Raw genomic sequence first — 17567 nt, forward strand, 5'->3', positions numbered from 1 at the left:
TATGGAGATCAGCGGAACCATGTCTTGGACTGATGGAGACCGCGCTCCCTACCGTCTTGGGCATGGCACTGGCGACCCGTACCGACCGGCGGCCGTCCCCGGCCCGGCTGCTCTGGCGCTCCACCATCGGCAAGAAGGCGGTGATGGCGGTCACCGGGCTGATCATGCTGCTGTACCTGGTCAGCCATCTGCTGGGGAACCTGAAGGTGTTCGCCGGCCCGGACGAGATGAACGGCTACGCGCACTGGCTGCGCACCGTCGGCGAGCCCTTCCTGGGTCACGAGTGGTTCGTCTGGCTGGCGCGCTGCGTGCTGCTGGCGGCCGTGGGGCTGCACGGCGTGAGCGCGTACCAGCTCAGCCGGCGTGATCTGGCGGCCCGCCCGGTGCCGTACGCGGCTCGGCGGCGGGCCACGGCACGGGACAGCTACGCGACCCGGACGATGCGCTGGGGCGGGGTGATCCTGGCCCTGTTCCTGGTGTGGCACATCCTCGACCTGACCACCGGCACGGTGAATCCGCGGGGTCGGGCGGGCCACCCGTACGAGAACATCGTCGCCACCTTCAGCACCTGGTACGGCAACGCGATCTACGTCGTGGCGATGCTCGCCCTCGGGCTGCACGTACGGCACGGCTTCTGGTCGGCCGCGCAGACCCTCGGGGTGAACCGCCCGCGACGCGAGCGGGCGCTCAAGGCCACCGCGAACGCGCTGGCACTGGTGCTGACCGCCGGATTCCTCTCCATACCGCTGGCCGTGATGACGGGAGTCGTGAGCTGACATGGCCGCAGACGACGTGGACGACGTACGAGACGCAGCCGACGTACGAGAGGCAACAACGACCGCCACGAACCCCGAGGCCATCGGCTACACCCTCGGCGAGCCGCTGGTCGACACCGCCTCCCCGGACGGTCCGCTGGCCGAGCGTTGGCGTCGGCGCCGCTTCGAGGCGAAGCTGGTCAGCCCGGCCGGCCGGCGGGAGCGCACCGTCATCGTGGTCGGCACCGGGCTGGCCGGCGGCGCGGCGGGCGCCTCGCTGGCCGAACAGGGCTACCGGGTCGTGCAGTTCTGCTACCAGGACTCGCCACGCCGCGCTCACTCCATCGCCGCGCAGGGCGGCATCAACGCCGCGAAGAACTACCGCAACGACGGCGACTCCGTCCGCCGCCTCTTCTACGACACCGTCAAGGGCGGCGACTTCCGCTCCCGCGAGTCCAACGTGTACCGGCTGGCCGAGGTGTCGACGGAGATCATCGACCAGTGCGTGGCACAGGGCGTGCCGTTCGCCCGGGAGTACGGCGGGCTGCTGGACACCCGTTCCTTCGGCGGCGTGCAGGTCTCCCGTACGTTCTACGCGCGCGGCCAGACCGGGCAGCAGCTGCTGCTGGGGGCCTATCAGGCGCTGTCCCGGCAGATCGCGGCCGGGCGGGTGGAGATGCACCCGCGCACCGAGATGCTGGACCTGGTCGTGGTGGACGGGCGGGCGCGCGGCATAGTGGCGCGCGACCTGCTGTCCGGCCGGGTGGAGACGTATCTGGCGGACGCGGTGGTGCTGGCGACCGGCGGCTACGGCAACGTCTTCCACCTCTCCACCAACGCGAAGAACTCCAACGCGACCGCGATCTGGCGCGCGCACCGGCGAGGGGCGTACTTCGCCAACCCGTGCTTCACGCAGATCCACCCGACCTGCATCCCGCGTTCCGGCGCGCACCAGTCGAAGCTGACGCTGATGAGCGAGTCGCTACGAAACGACGGGCGGATCTGGGTGCCGAGAGTGCCGGGCGACGACCGGCCGCCGGCCGCGATCCCCGAGGAGGAGCGGGACTACTACCTGGAGCGGCGGTATCCGGCCTTCGGCAACCTGGTGCCGCGCGACATCGCCTCCCGCGCCGCGAAGCAGGCGTGCGACGAGGGGCGGGGGGTCGGTCCGGGCGGGCAGGGCGTGTACTTGGACTTCGCGGACGCGCTCGCGCGGCTGGGGCGCGCGACGGTGGCGGAGCGCTACGGCAACCTCTTCGAGATGTACGAGCGGATCACCGCCGAGGACCCGTACGAGGTGCCGATGCGGATCTATCCGGCGATCCACTACACCATGGGCGGGCTGTGGGTCGACTACGACCTGCAGACGACCGTGCCCGGCCTGTTCGCGATCGGCGAGGCCAACTTCTCCGACCACGGCGCCAACCGGCTCGGGGCCTCCGCCCTGATGCAGGGTCTCGCCGACGGCTATTTCGTGCTGCCCGCCACTCTGGGCGACTATCTGGCGCGACAGCCGCGCGAGGACGTACCGGCGGATCACCCGGCGGTGCACGAGGCGGTCGGCGCGGTCTCGGACCGGCTCTACGCCCTGCTGTCCAACAACGGCGACCGCACCCCGGACGCCTTCCACCGGGATCTGGGGGAGCTGCTCTGGGAGGAGTGCGGGATGTCGCGTACGGAGGCCGGGTTGCGCAAAGCTCTTGAGCAACTTCCGGCACTGCGCGAGGACTTCTGGCGACGGGTCCGGGTGCCGGGCGAGGGCCGGCAGCTGAACCAGTCGCTGGAGAAGGCGGCCCGGGTCGCCGACCACCTGGAGCTCGCCGAGCTGATGTGCCTGGACGCGCTGCACCGCGGTGAGTCCTGCGGCGGGCACTTCCGGGAGGAGAGCCAAACCCGAGGCCGGGAGACCGGCGAGGACGGCGGGGGCGAGGCGTTGCGCGATGACGCGGGCTTCTCGTACGTCGCCGCCTGGGAGTACGCGGGCGCGGGCGAGCCGCCCGTACTGCACCGGGAGCAGCTGCACTTCAAGGACGTACACCCCACCCAACGGAGCTACTCGTGAACCTGCGCTTGCGGATCTGGCGACAGCCGGGGCCGGCCGCCGAGGGCGCGCTGACCTCGTACGACATCACCGGCGTGAGCCCGGACATGTCCTTCCTGGAGATGCTGGACACGCTCAACGAACAGCTCGCGGAGCGCGGTGAGGAGCCGGTCGCCTTCGACCACGACTGCCGTGAGGGCGTCTGCGGCGCCTGCGGCATGGTCATCAACGGGCAGGCGCACGGGCCGGAACGCACCACGGCCTGCCAGTTGCACATGCGGCACTTCGCCGACGGGGACACGATCGTGGTCGAGCCGTGGCGGGCGGCGGCCTTCCCGGTGCTGCGGGACCTGGTGGTGGACCGTGGCGCCCTCGACCGGATCATCGGCGCCGGCGGCTACGTCACCGCGCCGACCGGCAGCGCGCCGGAGGCGCACGCCACGCCCGTACCGAAGGAGTCGGCCGAGACGGCGTTCGAGAACGCCGAGTGCATCGGCTGTGGCGCGTGCGTGGCGGCCTGCCCGAACGGTTCGGCGATGCTCTTCACCGCGGCGAAGGTCGTCCATCTCGGCGAACTGCCGCAGGGGGCACCGGAGCGGGATAGCCGGGTGCTGGACATGGTGGGGCAGATGGACACGGAGGGCTTCGGCGGGTGCACGAACACCGGCGAGTGCGCGACCGCCTGTCCGAAGGGCGTCCCGCTGCCGTCCATCGCCGCGATGAACCGGGACTACCTGCGGGCGGTACGGCGCGGCGGCGGGCGTTGAGCGTACGCCGTTCCAGCATGCTCCGCCGGAGGTGGCTGGCGTAGCGAGAGGCGCGCGCTCCGGCGCGATGGGGCCTTAAGAGGCGGTCCGCTCAGGCGCGTTGCGGGCGGAGTCAGTCGGTCCGGCGTCCCGTTCGGGCTGACTGATCTCGGCCCACACCGCGTCGAGGGAGAGGCCGAGGGCGTCGGCGATCGCCGCGACGGTCGAGAAGGCTGGCGTGGCCACGCGGCCCGACTCGACCTTCCGGAGGGTTTCCGGCGAGACACGTGACGCGAGCGCGACATCGAGCATCGAGCGCTCTCCCCTAGCTCTGCGGAGAAGGGCTCCGAGGCGCTGTCCGCGTTCGACCTCTGCGGGGGTGAGCGGATATCTGACCATGCCCCTATTCTAATGCCGGTATAGTAATCCCGGTATAGTTATTGGTGGACGACGAAGAGGTGCCGCATGATCGAGATCCTGAACCCCACTCTCCTGGCCCGGGCGAGAGGCACCGGCTCCCTGGTCGCCGACATCCTGCAGACGCTGAAGAGTCGGAGCACGATCGGCACCAACCTTCTGGAGATCGACCAGTGGGCCAAGGCCATGATCGTCGAGGCGGGGGCGCTGTCCTGCTACGTCGACTACGAACCGTCGTTCGGACGCGGCCCGTTCGGCCACTACATCTGCACGGCCGTCAACGACGCCGTGCTCCACGGGCGACCGTACGACTACCGGCTCGGCGACGGCGACCTGCTGACGCTCGACCTCGCCGTGTCCCTGGAAGGCGTCGCCGCGGACGCCGCCATCAGCTTCGTCGTGGGCGACGCGCGGCCCCCGGAAAGCCTCGCGATGATCAGTGCGACCCAACGCGCACTGGCCGCGGGCATCGCCGCCGCCGGGCCCGGGGCCCGTATCGGCGACCTCTCACACGCCATCGGCGGCGTGCTGCGCGAGGCCGGCTATGAGATCAACACCGAGTTCGGCGGTCACGGCATCGGATCAACGATGCACCAGGATCCGCATGTTCCGAACACCGGACGCCCCGGCCGTGGATACCCACTACGCCCCGGGCTGCTGCTGGCGCTGGAACCATGGGTCATGGCGGACACCGCCAAGCTCGTCACCGACGCCGACGGATGGACGCTTCGCAGCGCGACCGGCTGCCGGACCGCGCACAGCGAACACACCATCGCCATCACCGACGACGGAGCCGACATCCTCACCCTGCCGACCGAAGCGCGGCACTGAACTCGCGGCCAGAGCGTGCCCGTCCGCTCGTGGGCGCGTACCCTGCCGCCTCAGGGCTTGCGCCCGACCGCGCCCCACCCAGCCCGGTCGGTGGTGCGGCCGGTGTGCTCGTCCGGCCGCCAGTTGGGCCAGGAGACCATGCCGGGCTCGACCAGCTCGAGACCGTCGAAGAAGGCGACGGTCTGCTCCGGCTCCCGGAAGATGTACGGGATCGCGCCGGAGTTGTTGTACTCCTCCTGCACCGCCCGGTGCTCCTCGTCGGAGGCGGTGGAGTGGCTGGCGGCGAGATAGCTGCCCGAGGGCAGTCGCTCCATCAGCCGGTGCACCAGCGACAGCGCCTCGTCCCAGTCCTCGATGTGCCCCAGCACGTCGTTGATCACCAGGCCGACGGGGCGGGTCAGGTCGAGTACCTTCGCGGCTCCCTCCAGGACCGCGTCGGTGTCCCGCATGTCCGCCTGTACGTAGTCGGTCGCGCCCTCGGGTGTACTGGTCAGCAGCACGTGGACGTGCAGCAGGACCAGCGGGTCGTGGTCGACGTACAACACCCGGCAGTCGGGCGCGATGCGTTGGGCGATCTCGTGCGTGTTGTCGGCCGTCGGGAGGCCCGCGCCCAGGTCGAGGAACTGCCGGACGCCCGCCTCCCGGGCCAGATAGCTGACCGTGCGCCGCAAGAAGTCCCTGGACTCCCGGGCGAAGGTGGTGATCAGCGGGTATTTTCCGCTGTACGCGTCACCCGCGTCGTGGTCGGCGGGATAGTTGTCCTTCCCGCCCAGCCAGTAGTTCCACACCCGCGCGGAGTGCGCGACCGACGTGTTCATCTCGGGGGGCAGGTGCTGTTCGCCGGTCATGGACTTCCCATCGCAGACGTCGGTGTGGGGTGTGGGCCGGCGAACGCCGCGGACACGCCGCGTACTCCGCGACCGTCGCGGGCACGGTCCCGCCCACCGGGGTCCGTGTCGTGCCTCCGGAACCAGCCACCGCTGGCCGCTCCCGGTCGCACGTCAGAAGCCCTCCCTCGATGCCTCACGCTAACAAACCGTCACGTGCCCCGCGTACGGCGTTCGCCCCCGGTCGAGGCGTCCCCTCCTCCCCCCGCGCGGTGCCGCCCCGCCGGCGGGAGCACCTGGGTCAACCGCCCTGCCACGCGGCATGTTTGGCGTGCTTCCCCAGGACCGTGTCCGGCGTCCTCAGCACGGACTCGTCGAACGCGCTCGGCCTCGGCCGCTCCGGCGCCGCACGGACCTGTCGGAGCCCGCGTCGTACATTCGCCACGGACAACGGAGGGCCACGACGGGTGTGCGTCGCGGCCCTCACCAGCGACCCGGCCACACGGCCCGCACGCGCGGCCCGTAAGGCGGCGGCCTCAGGCCTGGGGACCGCCGGGGATCACCTCGTCGGCCGGTGGCGGGGGCGGCGGAGTGCCGTCACCGAACGGGCTGCCGCCGAGCCGCTCCCGGCCGTGCGGCTCCAGCCAGCCGGACAGGTCCGGGCCCGCGGGCACGATCTGGGTGGGATTGATGCCGGTGTGCACCTCGTAGTAGTGCCGCTTGATGTGGTCGAAGTCGACCGTGTCGCCCACCCCGGGGGTCTGGTAGAGGTCACGGGCGTACGCCCACAGCACCGGGTCCTCGGTGATCTTGTTCCGGTTGCACTTGAAGTGGCCGTGGTAGACGGCGTCGAACCGGACGAGGGTGGTGAACAGTCGGATGTCCGCCTCGGTGAGGTGGTCGCCGACCAGGTAACGGCGGTCCGCGAGCCGGGCCGAGAGCGCGTCCAGCCGGCGGAAGACGTCCTCGTACGCCAACTCGTAGTCGTACTGGGTGGTGGCGAAACCGGCGCGGTACACGCCGTTGTTGACGTCCCGGAAGACGCCCTCGATCACCTCGGCCATCTCCTCGCGCAGCGCCTCCGGGTAGAGGTCCGGGGCACCTTCGCGGTGCAGGGCGGACCACTCGGTGGCGAAGTCCAGCGTGATCTGCTGGAAGTCGTTGGTGACCAGCTCACCACTGGGGATGTCCACGATGGCGGGCACGCTCACGCCGCCCGGGTAGCCGGTCTCCCGCTTGTCGTACGCCTCGTGCAGGAAACGGATGCCCAGCACCGGGTCGCGGTCGTCCGGGTCGAGCGTGAACCGCCAACTGCGGTCGTCCTGCAGGGGGTCCACGACGGCCAGTGAAATGGCGTCCTCCAGCCCCAGCAGCCGGCGGGAGGCCAACGCGCGGCTGGCCCAGGGGCATGCGCGGCTGACGACAAGACGGTAGCGGCCCGGCTCCACCGGCCACCCGTCCCGCCCGTCCGCCGTGATGCGGTCGGCGAAGTGGCTCTTGGAACGCTTGAAGGGCTTACGGCCGTACTCGGTGTTGCCCTCCGGGGCGCTTTCCGTGGTGCCGCTCATGGCTCTCGTTCCTCTCTTCGCGGGGCTAGATCCGTTCCTACCCGCATCCGCTCCTCCAGCATGCCCCACCGGGCCGGCGTCCTCGGGGAAAGATCAGGACACCGGATAACCGGGTGGTCCGTTTGGCGCCACCCTGGCTGACCCGTACGGTCGCCGAACGGTCATGTGCCCCCGTCGCCGGGCCTCCGCTCCGCAAGCCGGTCCCGGTCCTCGGCCCGCGCCGCCCGCCGCGCGCGGTCCGCCCACGTCTCCGGGGACACGGCCTCGGCCGTACGTCCCTCCCGGCCGAGGGTCGTCACCGCCGCGCACAGCGCGTTCAGCACCCCTTCCTCGGCGAGGTCCAGGGCCGCCTCGAACAGCGGGTCCAACAGCCGGTCCGGCGGCGCCGGCGCCTCGTGCCGGGTGCTGAAGGCCAGGCCATAGTCGCCGCTGCCGTTGCCGTACGCCGCGCCGGTACGCGCCAGCCCGAAGACCGCGCGGCGGGCCAATCGGCCCAACTGCCGGGCGTCCAGGGGCGCGTCGGTGGCCAGGACCAGCATGCAGGAGCCGTTGTCCGGCGGCGGAGAGCCGCTGTCCGCCGCCGGCGACTCGGCCGGCTCCGACGGACGGACCGCCATCCCCCCGACCCGCAGCGTGCCGCCGTGGTTGGCCTGCACCAGCAGCCCGAGGGTGAACCGCTCGCCCGCCAGCTCCACCCGCCGGGACGCGGTGCCGACGCCCGCCTTGAAGCCCAGCGCTCGGGTGCCCGTGCCGGCGCCCACGCAGCCCTCCGCGACCGGGCCGGCGTGCGCGCCGTCAATGGCCTCCCGTACGTGTGCCGCGGTGACCGGGCGGGCCCGGATGTCCGAGAGGTGACCGTCGTTGCACTCGCCCACCACCGGGCTGAACGACTCGACCCCGGCGAACTCCGGCCTCTCCAACAGCCAGCTCACCACGGCGTCCGCCGCCCGGAAGACGGACAGGGTGCTGGTGAGCACGATCGGTGACTCCAGTTGCCCCAGTTCGGTCAGCTGGGTGGCCCCGACCAGCTTGCCGTAGCCGTTGCCGGCGAACAGCCCGGCGGGCAGCGTGACTCCGGCCGGAGCCGGCCCGATGCCGTCCGGCACGATCGCGGTGACCCCGCTGTGCACCCGTGGCGGATCAGTCACGGTGGTGTGCCCGACAGCCACGCCTGGTACGTCGGTCAGCGCGTTGTCCGGCCCGGGCTCACCCGGCGGCAACGGCAGCCCCAGGTCCCGCGCGCGGGGGCGGTTCGGCTTATCCGGCATGGCTCGTACCTCCTCGTACCCCGCCACCGACCAGGGGCGACCCTACCGGCCCCCACGCGGAGGGCCCACAGCGAGTGGTGGCGCCGACAACCGCGCCCGATTCATCACTCCAGGAAACGAATGGGGCACCCAAAGCAATGTTCCTGTGAACTGTTGACAGTTGTCAGTTGGCGGTTGGAAGGTGGCTCCTGCCCGAGCATCGCGTACTCCCCCCCCGCCGGAGTCAGCGTGCCGGCAGTCCCCAAGCCTGATCAGCGACATGGTCAGCGCCACAGGACGTAAGCACCCAACTGTCAGCAGCCAGGCGTGACAACACCGCCGCCGCTCCGGTCCTCCCCTCTCACTCACGGTCGGCAGCTCGCGGCCGCACGTACAAGGAGGCCAGCCATGGCCGAACTCACCAGCACAGCCGACAGCCAGGACAGCGAACGCATTTCCCCACGGGTGGTCGCGGCCGGCGCTGTGGGCTCGATCGTCGAGTACTTCGACTTCGGGGTCTACGGCTACGTGGCCACGATCCTGTCGACGCACTTCTTCGTCAGCGGAGACGACACCGCCGGGTTGCTCGCCACCCTGGCGACCTTCGCGGTGGCCTTCGCCCTGCGCCCCGTGGGCGGAGTCATCTTCGGCCACCTCGGTGACCGCTACGGCCGTAAGGACGCCCTGGCCGGCACCGTCGTGCTGATGGCCGTCGCCTCCGGCCTCATCGGTCTGCTTCCCACCTACGCGGCGATCGGTGTCGGCGCCACCGCCCTGCTGGTGCTGGCCCGCTGCCTTCAGGGCGTCGCGGCCGGCGGCGAGCTGGGAGGCGCGGCGTCCTTCGTCGCCGAACACTCCCCGAACGGCAAACGCGGCCTCTACTGTTCCACCACCCAGACCGGGGCGCTCGCCGGCGCCCTGCTCGCCGCGCTGTGCGTGTCCCTGCTCAACACCACCCTGGGCGAGGAGACGATGCGGGACTGGGGCTGGCGAGTGCCGTTCCTCATCGCCATCCCGCTCGGCGTCGTCGGGCTGCTGATCCGGGCCCGCCTGCACGACACTCCCGCCTTCCAGCAGGTCAACGAGGAGAAGGAGACGGCCAGCGCCCCGCTGCTCGAAGCACTGCGCACCCACCGCAAGGCCCTACTGCAGTGCCTCGGCCTGTCGATCCTGCTCTTCTCCGCCTACTACGTGTTCTACGTGTACGTGAACATCCACTTCCAGGAGGTCCTGGGCATCTCCTCGGGGGTGGCGTTCTGGTCCACCGTGGCCACGCTGGGCGTCTCCACCGCCTGTATGCCGCTGTTCGGCGCCCTCACCGACAGAGTCGGACGCAAGCCGGTGCTCCTCGGCGCCTCGATAGCCGCGATCACGCTGCCGGTACCCGGCTTCGTGCTCTTCGAGGTGAGTACGGGATGGGCGGTCGCCTCGCACATCGTGCTGGGTCTGATCGACTCCGCGCTGATGGGCGCGGCCTTCGCCACCTTCGCCGAGATGTTCCCGACCCGGGTGCGCTACACCGGCATCGCCCTGGGCTTCAACCTCGGCAGTGCCGCGGCCGGCGGCACCGCACCGTACATCTGCACCTGGCTGGTGGACCTCACCGGCTCGTCCCTCGCTCCGGCGTGGTTCGTCGTCGGCACCGCGCTGATCACCCTGGGTGCCGCGGTGGCCCTCAGGGAGACTGCCGGCACACAGTTGCGCGACGCCTGAGAGAAAGGTAGGGACTTCGTGTCCGAATACAGCCAGAAGCGGCTGCTGTCGAGGAACACCTTCTCGGAGGCGACCGAGTCCGTCCTGCGCGACATGGTCCTTGGCGGCTCCCTCCAGCCGGGTGAACGACTCAACGAGGTCTCGCTCGCCTCCTCGCTCGGGATCAGCCGCGGTCCGCTGCGGGAAGCCATCCAGCGGCTGGTCAGCGAGGGCCTGCTCACCGTCATAAGTCACCGGGGAGCGTTCGTCCGCACCTTCTCCCGGCCGGAGATCGTCGAGCTGTACGAGCTGCGCGGCGCACTGGAACTGCACGCGGTGCGGCTGGCCTGTGCCCGAGCCACCGACGCCGAGCTGGAGGACCTGGAGACCATGCTCGCCGACACCGCTGACCGTATGCGGGACACCGACCCGGCTTACCCACAGGAACCGGACTTCCACCTGCGGTTGGTGCTGCTCGCCGGCAACCAGGCACTGATGCGCAGCGCGCTGGAGGTGCAGCGGCAGCTCTCCCTGGCCCGCTCGATGTCCGCGCAGCGCCCGACGCGCGCCCGCGCGGCCGTGGTCGAGCACGGAGACCTGGTGGCGATGCTGCGCCGGCGCGATGTGGAGGAGGCCACCGCGCTGATGACGCGGCACCTCGACCATTCGATGGACAGCGCCATCGCGGCACTAGGCCTACCTGGGGGGGACGGGAAACCCGAGGGGGACACGCGACAGAACCGGAGTGAGAACGACATATGAGAGCGACTACCAGGCTGCGGCGGCTCATCGACCGCGAGGACCGGCCGCTGATGCTGCCCGGAGCCCCGAACGCCCTCACCGCGCGCGTGGTCGAGGAGGCGGGCTTCGAGGCCGTGTACGTGTCGGGCGCGGGAGTCTCCAACACGCAGCTCGGCATGCCCGACCTCGGGCTGCTCAGCCTGCCCGAACTCGCCGGCCAGGTCGCGGCGATGGCGGACGCGACCGGTCTGCCGCTGGTCGTCGACGCCGACACCGGCTTCGGCAACGCGCTGAACGCCCAGCGCACGGTGCGTAGCCTGGAGCGGGCCGGAGCCGCCGCCGTACAGATCGAGGACCAGGCCAGCCCCAAGAAGTGCGGGCACTTCGCCGGCAAGGACGTCATCAGTACGGGCGAGATGCTCGGCAAGATCCACGCCGCCGTCGACGCGCGCCTGGACGACGATCTGTTGGTCATCGCCCGTACCGACGCGCGCGCGATGGAGGGCATCACGGCCGCCTGCGAGCGCGCCGCCGCCTACGCCGAGGCGGGCGCCGACGTCCTGTTCGTCGAGGCGCCGGTCAGTCGCGCGGAGATGCGCCAGATCACCCGGGATGTTCCCGGCCGTCACATGGCCAACATGGTCGAGGGCGGACTCACCCCGCTGCTGCCCCGCGAGGAGCTTGGCGACCTCGGTTTCTCCGTGGCTCTCTACGCCAACGCCGCCATGCGCGGCGCCGTCCTCGGCATGCGAACGGTGCTCGACCACCTCCGGAAGCACGGCGACACCCGGGACGCCGAGGACCTCATGATCAGTTGGAGCGAGCGCCAGAACCTGGTGCGCAAGCCGCACTTCGACGCCCTCGACGAGCGCTACGCGGCGACCGAACGTACGGAGGAGTCCCCATGAGCGAGTTCGACCTGCGGCTGCGTGGTGGCCGCGTCTTCCTGCACGACAACGGGCTCACCACGGCCGATCTGCTCATCCACGACGGGCGCATCGCCGGCGTCATCGACCCGAGCGCCCCCGCCCAGGCCATCGAGACGGTGGACCTGAACGGCGCCGCCGTGCTGCCCGGCGCCATCGACCCGCACGTCCACCTCGGCAAGGACATCCGGGTCCCGAGGGACCGCGAGGACGCCGAACGAGAGACCGCCTCGGCGGCGGCCGGCGGCGTCACCTCGATGCTGATCTACCTGATGAGTTCCGACCCCTACGACGAGGTGCACCACTCCGCGCGGGCGGCCATGGAGCTCGGCACACACACCGACTTCGGTTTTCACTACGTCCTCGGCACCGACGAGCACGTCCGGGCCGTTCCCTCCTACGTCAGGGAACTCGGCGTCTCCAGCTTCAAGTTCTTCATGAACTTCCGCGGTGACGAGGGTGCCTACCTGGGCATGCCGGGGAACGACGACGGCTTCATGTACGACCTGCTGGGCACCACCGCCGACGCCGGCGCCATGGTCAACCCGCACCCCGAGAACATCGAGATCGTCTGGCGGCTGCGCCAGGAACCCCGCGACGAGTCGAAGGGTCCGCTGCACGCCTGGCACCTGACCCGCCCGCCGCTGGTGGAGGCCGAGGCCGAGCAACGGGTGGCCTACCTGGCCGCGGCGACCGGCGCGTCCGCGTACGCCGTGCACACCTCCAGCTCCGCCGGGCTCGACGCCATGCGGATGCAGCGCTCCGCGTACCCGAACCTCTTCGTGGAAACCTGCACGCACTATCTGACCCTCACGACGTCCGCCTGCTGCGGCACCTACGGCAAGGTCAACCCGCCGTTGCGCCCCGAGTCGGACCTGGAGGCGCTGTGGGCGGGAGTCGCCGACGGCAGCGTGGACACCGTCGGTTCCGACCACAACGCCCGGCACCGCTCGTTCAAGGAGAAGGACATCTGGTCGGCCAGCGCGGGCTTCCCCGGCACCGGAGTGCTGCTGCCGCTGACCCTCGGCGAGGGACTGCGGCGGCACGTGCCGCTCGCCCGCCTGGTGGACGCCACCAGCACCCGTTCCGCAAAGCTCTTCGGCCTCTACCCCCGCAAGGGCGTCATCCGGGTCGGCTCCGACGCCGACCTCGCCGTGGTGGACCTCGACGGCGAGACGACCATCGCCGCCGAACAGCAGCACTCAGCCGCCGACTACACCCCCTGGGAGGGACGTCACGCCCCCGTACGGATCGTCCACACCCTCGTACGCGGCCACTTCGCCGTACGCGACGGGCAGCTCTCCGAACAGCCGCGGGGGTCCTACCTGCACCGTGAACGCAGCGGCGCGAGCGCGCTGGCCGCCGCCGAGAAGGAGGAACTGTGACGACCGCTGACCAGCCCTGGACCGTGGGCGGCGCCGGGGTGATCGACGAGACCACCCGGCGACGCTACGAACTGGCCGGCTTCGGCCGGCCGGCGGGACTCGGCACCCGACCCGCACTGCTCATCATCGACGTGCAGTACCGCACCGTCGGGACCCGGCCACAGCCGTTCGAGGAGGCCACGAAGGAGTTCACCACCAGCTGCGGTCAGGCGGGTTGGGACGCCGTGGGCCGGATCAGCACGCTGCTCGGGGTCTTCCGGGACACGGGATGGCCGGTGCTCTACCCGCACGTGGCGCCGAAACGCAGCTACGACGCCGGACGGCTCGGGGCCAAGGTCCCCGGCATCATGGACATTCCGGAGCACGGCTACGACTTCGTCCAGGAGGTCGCTCCCGCCGACGTCGACGTGCTGCTGCCCAAGCGGCACCCGAGCGCGTTCTTCGGGACGCCGCTGACCAGCTACCTGGTGGAGGCCGGCGTGGACACCCTGGTGGTCGCGGGCTGCACCACCTCGGGTTGCGTCCGCTCCAGCGTCACGGACGCCTTCTCCCTCAACTTCCGCGTCGCCGTCCCCAGTGACGCGGTGTACGACCGCAGCCCCGTGGTGCACGAGGCCAACCTCTTCGACATGGCGCAGAAGTACGCCGACGTCTCCACCACGGCGGAGCTGTTGCCCCGGCTGGCGGAGCTGCGTACCCGAGGAACGGACCGATGAGCGTGGAGAACACCGACGTGGACGTCGTGGTCGTCGGCGCGGGCGGCGGCGGCCTGACCGCCGCCATCGCGGCGGCGGAGACCGGCGCCAGCGTGGCTCTGCTGGAGAAGCTGGACCGTCCCGGGGGCAACACCTTCGTCTCCACCGGCTCCATCCCGGCCGGGGGGACCCGCTACCAGCGAGCCGCCGGTATCGAGGACGACGCCGAACGGATGACGGCCGACCTGCTGCGGCAGAGCGGCGACCACGAGGCGGAGCACCTGGTCCGCTTCCTCGCGGAGGAGTCGGCGGGCCTGGTGGAGTGGCTGGTGGAGCGGCACGACGTCGACCTTCGGATCATCACCGACTACAAGCACGTCGGACACAGCGTGCAGCGTCTGCACGCCCCGCCCGACCGGCGCGGTGAGTCCCTGATCCGGGACCTGTCCGCCGCCGCCAGGCGGCTGGACGTGGAGATCGTGGTGGGGAATCCGGTGGCCGGCCTGCTCGTCGAGGACGGGCGGGTCTCGGGAGTACGCGTGGCCGGCGAGCGAAGCGGCAGTTACGAACTGCGTTCGCACGCGGTCGTACTGGCGGGGAACGGCTTCGGCAACAACCAGCAGATGATCGACCGGTGGCTCCCGGAGGCGAGCGCCGCGCAGTACTTCGGTGCCGACGGCTCCACCGGGGAGAACATCACCTGGGCCACCGACCTCGGAGCCCGGCTGCTCAACATGGGCGCCTACCAGGGCTACGCCGCCGTGGCGTACCCACACGGATCCATCGTCAGCTGGACCTCGGTGGAGAAGGGCGGCTTCCTGCTGGCCCCGGACGGCCACCGTATGGGCGATGAGAGCGTCGGCTACTCCGGCTTCGCCTCCGAGGTCGCCAAGGTCGCCGAGGAGAGCTGGGTGGTCTTCGACACCCGTATCCGGGACTTCATCGCCGGAAACGAGCCGGAGTTCGCCGAGTTGGTCACCATCGGGGGTGTCAAGGAAGCGACCAGTGCCACCGCGCTCGCCGAGATCATCGGCTGCTCGGCGACGGCCGTCGAGGCGGCGATCACCGACCAGCAGCGGGCCGCGGCGTCCGGCACCGCCGACGCCACCGGACGCCGCGACTTCCCCATGGGACCGCTGAAGGAGCCCTACTGCGCGGTCCGTTCCGTACCGGCGCTCTTCCACACCCAGGGCGGAGTGGACGTCGACCGGTACGCCCGGGTCATCCGCCAGGACGGCACCACCGTCCCCGGCCTCCACGCGGTCGGCGGTGTGACCGGAGGGCTGTCGGGGCGGTCCGGAGGCCGCGGCTACTCCTCCGGCAACGGCCTGCTCTCGGCCGTCGGACTCGGCCGGGTGGCGGGCAGCACGGCGGCGCGACGCCCAGGACGTCCGGCGCCGCACGCCGACCGCGACCCGGACGGTCCCTGACACACGGTTACGTCCCCAGCCGTGCCGTACTTGCCGGGGAGCGCGGTGCGCGCTCCAAGCTCCTGCCGTTTCTCGCCACTTGACCGACGAGCACGTTCATCGGTAACCATGACGGCTCACCACCATGGTGGTTACGATTCCGGTGATCACTCGCGGCGGTTGTCATTACTATGGCGCGCGCACTCCTCTGACGCACGGAGCATTCGCCGAGAACTCCACTCCCCGGGAAGGCGGCACAATGCCGATCAGCGACGCCAGCAGCGGTCAACCACGCGATCTCCGCCTCGACCGCCCGCACTCCGCCCGTATGTACGACTACTACCTCGGAGGCAAGACCAACTACGACTCCGACCGCAAGGGCGCTGAGGAAGCTCTCAAGGCGTGGCCGGCGGCCCGCAGTGCCGCCCGTGCCAATCGCTCCTTCATGCACCGCGCCGTCCAGGTACTCGCCCACTCCGGGTTCAGCCAGTTCCTCGACATCGGGACCGGCATACCCACCAGCCCGAACCTCCACGAGGTCGCCCAACAGATCAACCCCAAGGCCCGTGTCGTCTACGCCGACAACGACCCCATCGTGCTCGCGCACGCACGGGCGCTGCTGAACAGCACGGCACAAGGCCGTACCGCGTACGTCGAGGGCGACATCACGGAGCCGGACAGCATCCTGGGCGCGGCGGACCTGGTCCGAACCCTGGATCTGACCCAGCCGGTGGCGCTGTCCATCAACGCGGTCATGCACTTCGTGCCCGACGCACGTGACCCGTACGGCATCGCCTCGCATCTGCTCTCCGTGCTTCCGGCCGGTTCGGCACTGCTCCTGTCCCACGTCACCACCGACATCGATCCGCGCGGGGTCGGGCATTTGGTGCAGGTCTACACCGAGAAGGGCGTCCCCACCCAGGCACGCAGCCGCGACGAGGTCATCGCCTTCTTCGCCGGACTCGAGCTGCTCGACCCCGGCGTCGTCCTCGCCCACGAATGGCGGCCTGACATCACGGTCCCGTCGCCCGCGCACGCCCTGGGGACGACGCCCCAGCGGACGCCGACCGACGCTGAGGTCAGTCTCTGGGCGGGCGTAGCGCTCAAGCCCTGAGGCGTCCGGGCGCCACTACGCCCCGCGTTCCAGCAGGTCGACCTGGAGGGGGTACGGCACGGTCGGCTGCTCGAAGCGCCGCGCGCACCGCTGGCACACGGCCGAGACCGCGCCCCGAAAGCCGCCTCCGGTACGTCGGTCGGCGCGCGTACGGACCGGGCTCCTGCCCATGACCGAGCAGTACGGACGCGGGGTGCCCGTATGGATCCCACTCGCCTCCGGCTGGCTCTCGGACGCGACACGCGCGGGCCGGGCGGTCACCACCAGCCGCTCGCCCACCAGCCCCGGGGCCGACGAAACGGCCAGCACGGCGCTTCACCCGTCCGTGTAGTGGCCGGAGCACTTCCCCCTCGGTATGGTCGCTGGTATGACCACGAAGAAGTACACCGTGACACTGCCCGAGGAGCTGGCCGAGGCCATTCGGGCCGACGTGGGGCCAGGGGGGTTCAGCCGCTACGTCGCGCAGGCCATAGAGCGCAAGCGGGAACAGGAACGACTGGGCGAGGCCATCGACTGGTGGGAGTCCGAGTACGGACCCGTCAGCGAGGCCGAGATGGCCGAGGCCGCCGCGGAACGCCAGGACATCGAGCGCAGGCATGCGGAGCTTTCCCGGGAATCGGACCAGGAAGGCGCGCCGAAGCCCGCTCGTGACGACTCCCAGCGCGCGGCGTGACCGGGGCGATGACCTACCTGCTCGACAGTGAGGGTCTGTCCCAATGGGTGCGCGGTGACCGGCGGATGGGATTCCGGCTCAAGGAGGCTTTTCGGCTCGGTCTCCGCGTCATGACCACCTCGATGACTCTCATCGAGGCCTATGACCGCACGGCGTACCGACCCGCGTGGCACTGGGCGCTCTCCCGGGTCCACGTCGAAGCGGTGACCGAGGACGTCGCGAAGGAGGCGATCGTCCTGCTTCGCGAGGCGGGACTGCACGGGCACAAGTACGCCATCGACGCATCTTTGGCAGCCATCGCCCTGCGGCAGCCCGCGCCGGTCACCGTCCTCACCTCCGACGAGGACGACATACGCGCGCTGTGCGGCGGTCGCGTCGTGACCGTGAAGCTCTGACCGGCTCCCGCCCCCGGTTATCCCACAACCTCGCCCGCCGGCCACCCTCCCGCCGGTGGCGCCGGAACCGGTGGTACGCAGGCATGGCACCACTCGGCACCCGGT

Annotated in this window: 18 protein-coding genes; 13 read left to right on the forward strand and 5 right to left on the reverse strand. The window is 70.7% G+C overall.

Annotated features, from left to right (window positions below; genetic code table 11):
- The first annotated feature begins 62 nt into the window (after positions 1–62).
- From AN216_RS17360 to AN216_RS17370, 3 genes are read left to right on the forward strand one after another with little or no spacing between them, the layout of a single operon-like run.
- Positions 63–776: a succinate dehydrogenase cytochrome b subunit gene (locus AN216_RS17360; RefSeq protein ID WP_070197655.1), complete on the forward strand. Its 714-nt coding sequence runs from the start codon at positions 63–65 to the stop codon at positions 774–776.
- A 1-nt stretch (position 777) separates the two neighbouring features.
- Positions 778–2817, forward strand: coding sequence for a fumarate reductase/succinate dehydrogenase flavoprotein subunit (locus AN216_RS17365; protein WP_079166702.1), 2040 nt, complete (start codon positions 778–780; stop codon positions 2815–2817).
- The gene (locus AN216_RS17370) at positions 2814–3563 is read left to right on the forward strand and encodes a succinate dehydrogenase/fumarate reductase iron-sulfur subunit (RefSeq protein ID WP_070197600.1); all 750 of its coding nucleotides are present in this window, start codon (positions 2814–2816) and stop codon (positions 3561–3563) included. The genes AN216_RS17365 and AN216_RS17370 overlap by 4 nt, the downstream gene beginning before the upstream one ends.
- A gap of 75 nt (positions 3564–3638) precedes the next feature.
- Here the strand turns inward: AN216_RS17370 and AN216_RS17375 are convergent, their stop codons facing one another.
- Complete coding sequence (locus tag AN216_RS17375; protein WP_070197601.1) at positions 3639–3941, reverse strand: helix-turn-helix domain-containing protein; 303 nt, start codon at positions 3939–3941, stop codon at positions 3639–3641.
- A 66-nt stretch (positions 3942–4007) separates the two neighbouring features.
- On the opposite strand from AN216_RS17375, the gene map reads away from it, so the two are divergent.
- On the forward strand, positions 4008–4790 hold the full coding sequence (gene map / locus AN216_RS17380; protein ID WP_070197602.1) for a type I methionyl aminopeptidase: 783 nt from the start codon (positions 4008–4010) through the stop codon (positions 4788–4790).
- A gap of 50 nt (positions 4791–4840) precedes the next feature.
- Here the strand turns inward: map and AN216_RS17385 are convergent, their stop codons facing one another.
- From AN216_RS17385 to AN216_RS17395, 3 genes are all read right to left on the reverse strand, one after another.
- Positions 4841–5638 (reverse strand): SAM-dependent methyltransferase, encoded by a 798-nt coding sequence (locus AN216_RS17385; RefSeq protein WP_070197603.1) that lies wholly within the window; start codon positions 5636–5638, stop codon positions 4841–4843.
- Positions 5639–6153: 515 nt separating this feature from the next.
- Positions 6154–7185: a glutathione S-transferase family protein gene (locus tag AN216_RS17390; RefSeq protein WP_070197604.1), complete on the reverse strand. Its 1032-nt coding sequence runs from the start codon at positions 7183–7185 to the stop codon at positions 6154–6156.
- Positions 7186–7346: 161 nt separating this feature from the next.
- On the reverse strand, positions 7347–8453 hold the full coding sequence (locus AN216_RS17395; protein WP_070197605.1) for a P1 family peptidase: 1107 nt from the start codon (positions 8451–8453) through the stop codon (positions 7347–7349).
- 387 nt (positions 8454–8840) lie between these two features.
- Here AN216_RS17395 and AN216_RS17400 point away from each other — a divergent pair, with 387 nt between their 5' ends.
- The 7 genes from AN216_RS17400 (at position 8841) to AN216_RS17430 (ending at position 16394) form a co-directional block, all read left to right on the forward strand.
- Positions 8841–10145: an MFS transporter gene (locus AN216_RS17400; protein ID WP_070197606.1), complete on the forward strand. Its 1305-nt coding sequence runs from the start codon at positions 8841–8843 to the stop codon at positions 10143–10145.
- An 18-nt stretch (positions 10146–10163) separates the two neighbouring features.
- A complete protein-coding gene (locus AN216_RS17405; RefSeq protein ID WP_070197607.1) occupies positions 10164–10886 on the forward strand; it encodes a GntR family transcriptional regulator in 723 nt (240 codons plus the stop codon).
- Positions 10883–11773, forward strand: a complete 891-nt coding sequence (locus AN216_RS17410) for an isocitrate lyase/PEP mutase family protein (RefSeq protein ID WP_070197608.1) — start codon at positions 10883–10885, stop codon at positions 11771–11773. The genes AN216_RS17405 and AN216_RS17410 overlap by 4 nt, the downstream gene beginning before the upstream one ends.
- Positions 11770–13176 (forward strand): dihydroorotase, encoded by a 1407-nt coding sequence (locus AN216_RS17415; RefSeq protein ID WP_070197609.1) that lies wholly within the window; start codon positions 11770–11772, stop codon positions 13174–13176. Before AN216_RS17410 ends, AN216_RS17415 begins: the two co-directional genes overlap by 4 nt.
- The gene (locus AN216_RS17420; RefSeq protein ID WP_079166703.1) at positions 13173–13892 is read left to right on the forward strand and encodes an isochorismatase family protein; all 720 of its coding nucleotides are present in this window, start codon (positions 13173–13175) and stop codon (positions 13890–13892) included. The genes AN216_RS17415 and AN216_RS17420 overlap by 4 nt, the downstream gene beginning before the upstream one ends.
- Entirely contained in the window at positions 13889–15301 is a 1413-nt protein-coding gene (locus AN216_RS17425) for an FAD-dependent oxidoreductase (RefSeq protein ID WP_070197610.1), read from the forward strand. The genes AN216_RS17420 and AN216_RS17425 overlap by 4 nt, the downstream gene beginning before the upstream one ends.
- A 238-nt stretch (positions 15302–15539) precedes the next feature.
- Positions 15540–16394, forward strand: coding sequence for an SAM-dependent methyltransferase (locus AN216_RS17430; protein WP_070197611.1), 855 nt, complete (start codon positions 15540–15542; stop codon positions 16392–16394).
- Between the two features lie 15 nt (positions 16395–16409).
- Here AN216_RS17430 and AN216_RS31095 read toward each other — a convergent pair whose 3' ends face one another.
- The gene (locus AN216_RS31095; RefSeq protein WP_070197612.1) at positions 16410–16703 is read right to left on the reverse strand and encodes a hypothetical protein; all 294 of its coding nucleotides are present in this window, start codon (positions 16701–16703) and stop codon (positions 16410–16412) included.
- A gap of 58 nt (positions 16704–16761) precedes the next feature.
- Between AN216_RS31095 and AN216_RS17440 the strand changes: the two genes are divergently transcribed.
- The gene (locus AN216_RS17440) at positions 16762–17067 is read left to right on the forward strand and encodes a hypothetical protein (protein ID WP_070197613.1); all 306 of its coding nucleotides are present in this window, start codon (positions 16762–16764) and stop codon (positions 17065–17067) included.
- Between the two features lie 8 nt (positions 17068–17075).
- Entirely contained in the window at positions 17076–17462 is a 387-nt protein-coding gene (locus AN216_RS17445) for a hypothetical protein (protein WP_070197658.1), read from the forward strand.
- Positions 17463–17567: the final 105 nt, after the last annotated feature.

It is taken from the genome of Streptomyces oceani, assembly GCF_001751245.1.
Taxonomy (GTDB): Bacteria; Actinomycetota; Actinomycetes; order Streptomycetales; family Streptomycetaceae; genus Streptomyces; species Streptomyces oceani.

What these genes read in the sequence shown, in the direction of transcription:
- AN216_RS17360 (WP_070197655.1), top strand. Translation starts at nt 63, where the DNA reads ATGGCACTGGCGACCCGTACCGACCGGCGGCCGTCCCCGGCCCGGCTG.
- AN216_RS17365 (WP_079166702.1), top strand. Translation starts at nt 778, where the DNA reads ATGGCCGCAGACGACGTGGACGACGTACGAGACGCAGCCGACGTACGA.
- AN216_RS17375 (WP_070197601.1), bottom strand. Translation starts at nt 3,941, where the DNA reads ATGGTCAGATATCCGCTCACCCCCGCAGAGGTCGAACGCGGACAGCGC.
- map (WP_070197602.1), top strand. Translation starts at nt 4,008, where the DNA reads ATGATCGAGATCCTGAACCCCACTCTCCTGGCCCGGGCGAGAGGCACC.
- AN216_RS17385 (WP_070197603.1), bottom strand. Translation starts at nt 5,638, where the DNA reads ATGACCGGCGAACAGCACCTGCCCCCCGAGATGAACACGTCGGTCGCG.
- AN216_RS17390 (WP_070197604.1), bottom strand. Translation starts at nt 7,185, where the DNA reads ATGAGCGGCACCACGGAAAGCGCCCCGGAGGGCAACACCGAGTACGGC.
- AN216_RS17395 (WP_070197605.1), bottom strand. Translation starts at nt 8,453, where the DNA reads ATGCCGGATAAGCCGAACCGCCCCCGCGCGCGGGACCTGGGGCTGCCG.
- AN216_RS17400 (WP_070197606.1), top strand. Translation starts at nt 8,841, where the DNA reads ATGGCCGAACTCACCAGCACAGCCGACAGCCAGGACAGCGAACGCATT.
- AN216_RS17410 (WP_070197608.1), top strand. Translation starts at nt 10,883, where the DNA reads ATGAGAGCGACTACCAGGCTGCGGCGGCTCATCGACCGCGAGGACCGG.
- AN216_RS17415 (WP_070197609.1), top strand. Translation starts at nt 11,770, where the DNA reads ATGAGCGAGTTCGACCTGCGGCTGCGTGGTGGCCGCGTCTTCCTGCAC.
- AN216_RS17425 (WP_070197610.1), top strand. Translation starts at nt 13,889, where the DNA reads ATGAGCGTGGAGAACACCGACGTGGACGTCGTGGTCGTCGGCGCGGGC.
- AN216_RS17430 (WP_070197611.1), top strand. Translation starts at nt 15,540, where the DNA reads ATGCCGATCAGCGACGCCAGCAGCGGTCAACCACGCGATCTCCGCCTC.
- AN216_RS17440 (WP_070197613.1), top strand. Translation starts at nt 16,762, where the DNA reads ATGACCACGAAGAAGTACACCGTGACACTGCCCGAGGAGCTGGCCGAG.
- AN216_RS17445 (WP_070197658.1), top strand. Translation starts at nt 17,076, where the DNA reads ATGACCTACCTGCTCGACAGTGAGGGTCTGTCCCAATGGGTGCGCGGT.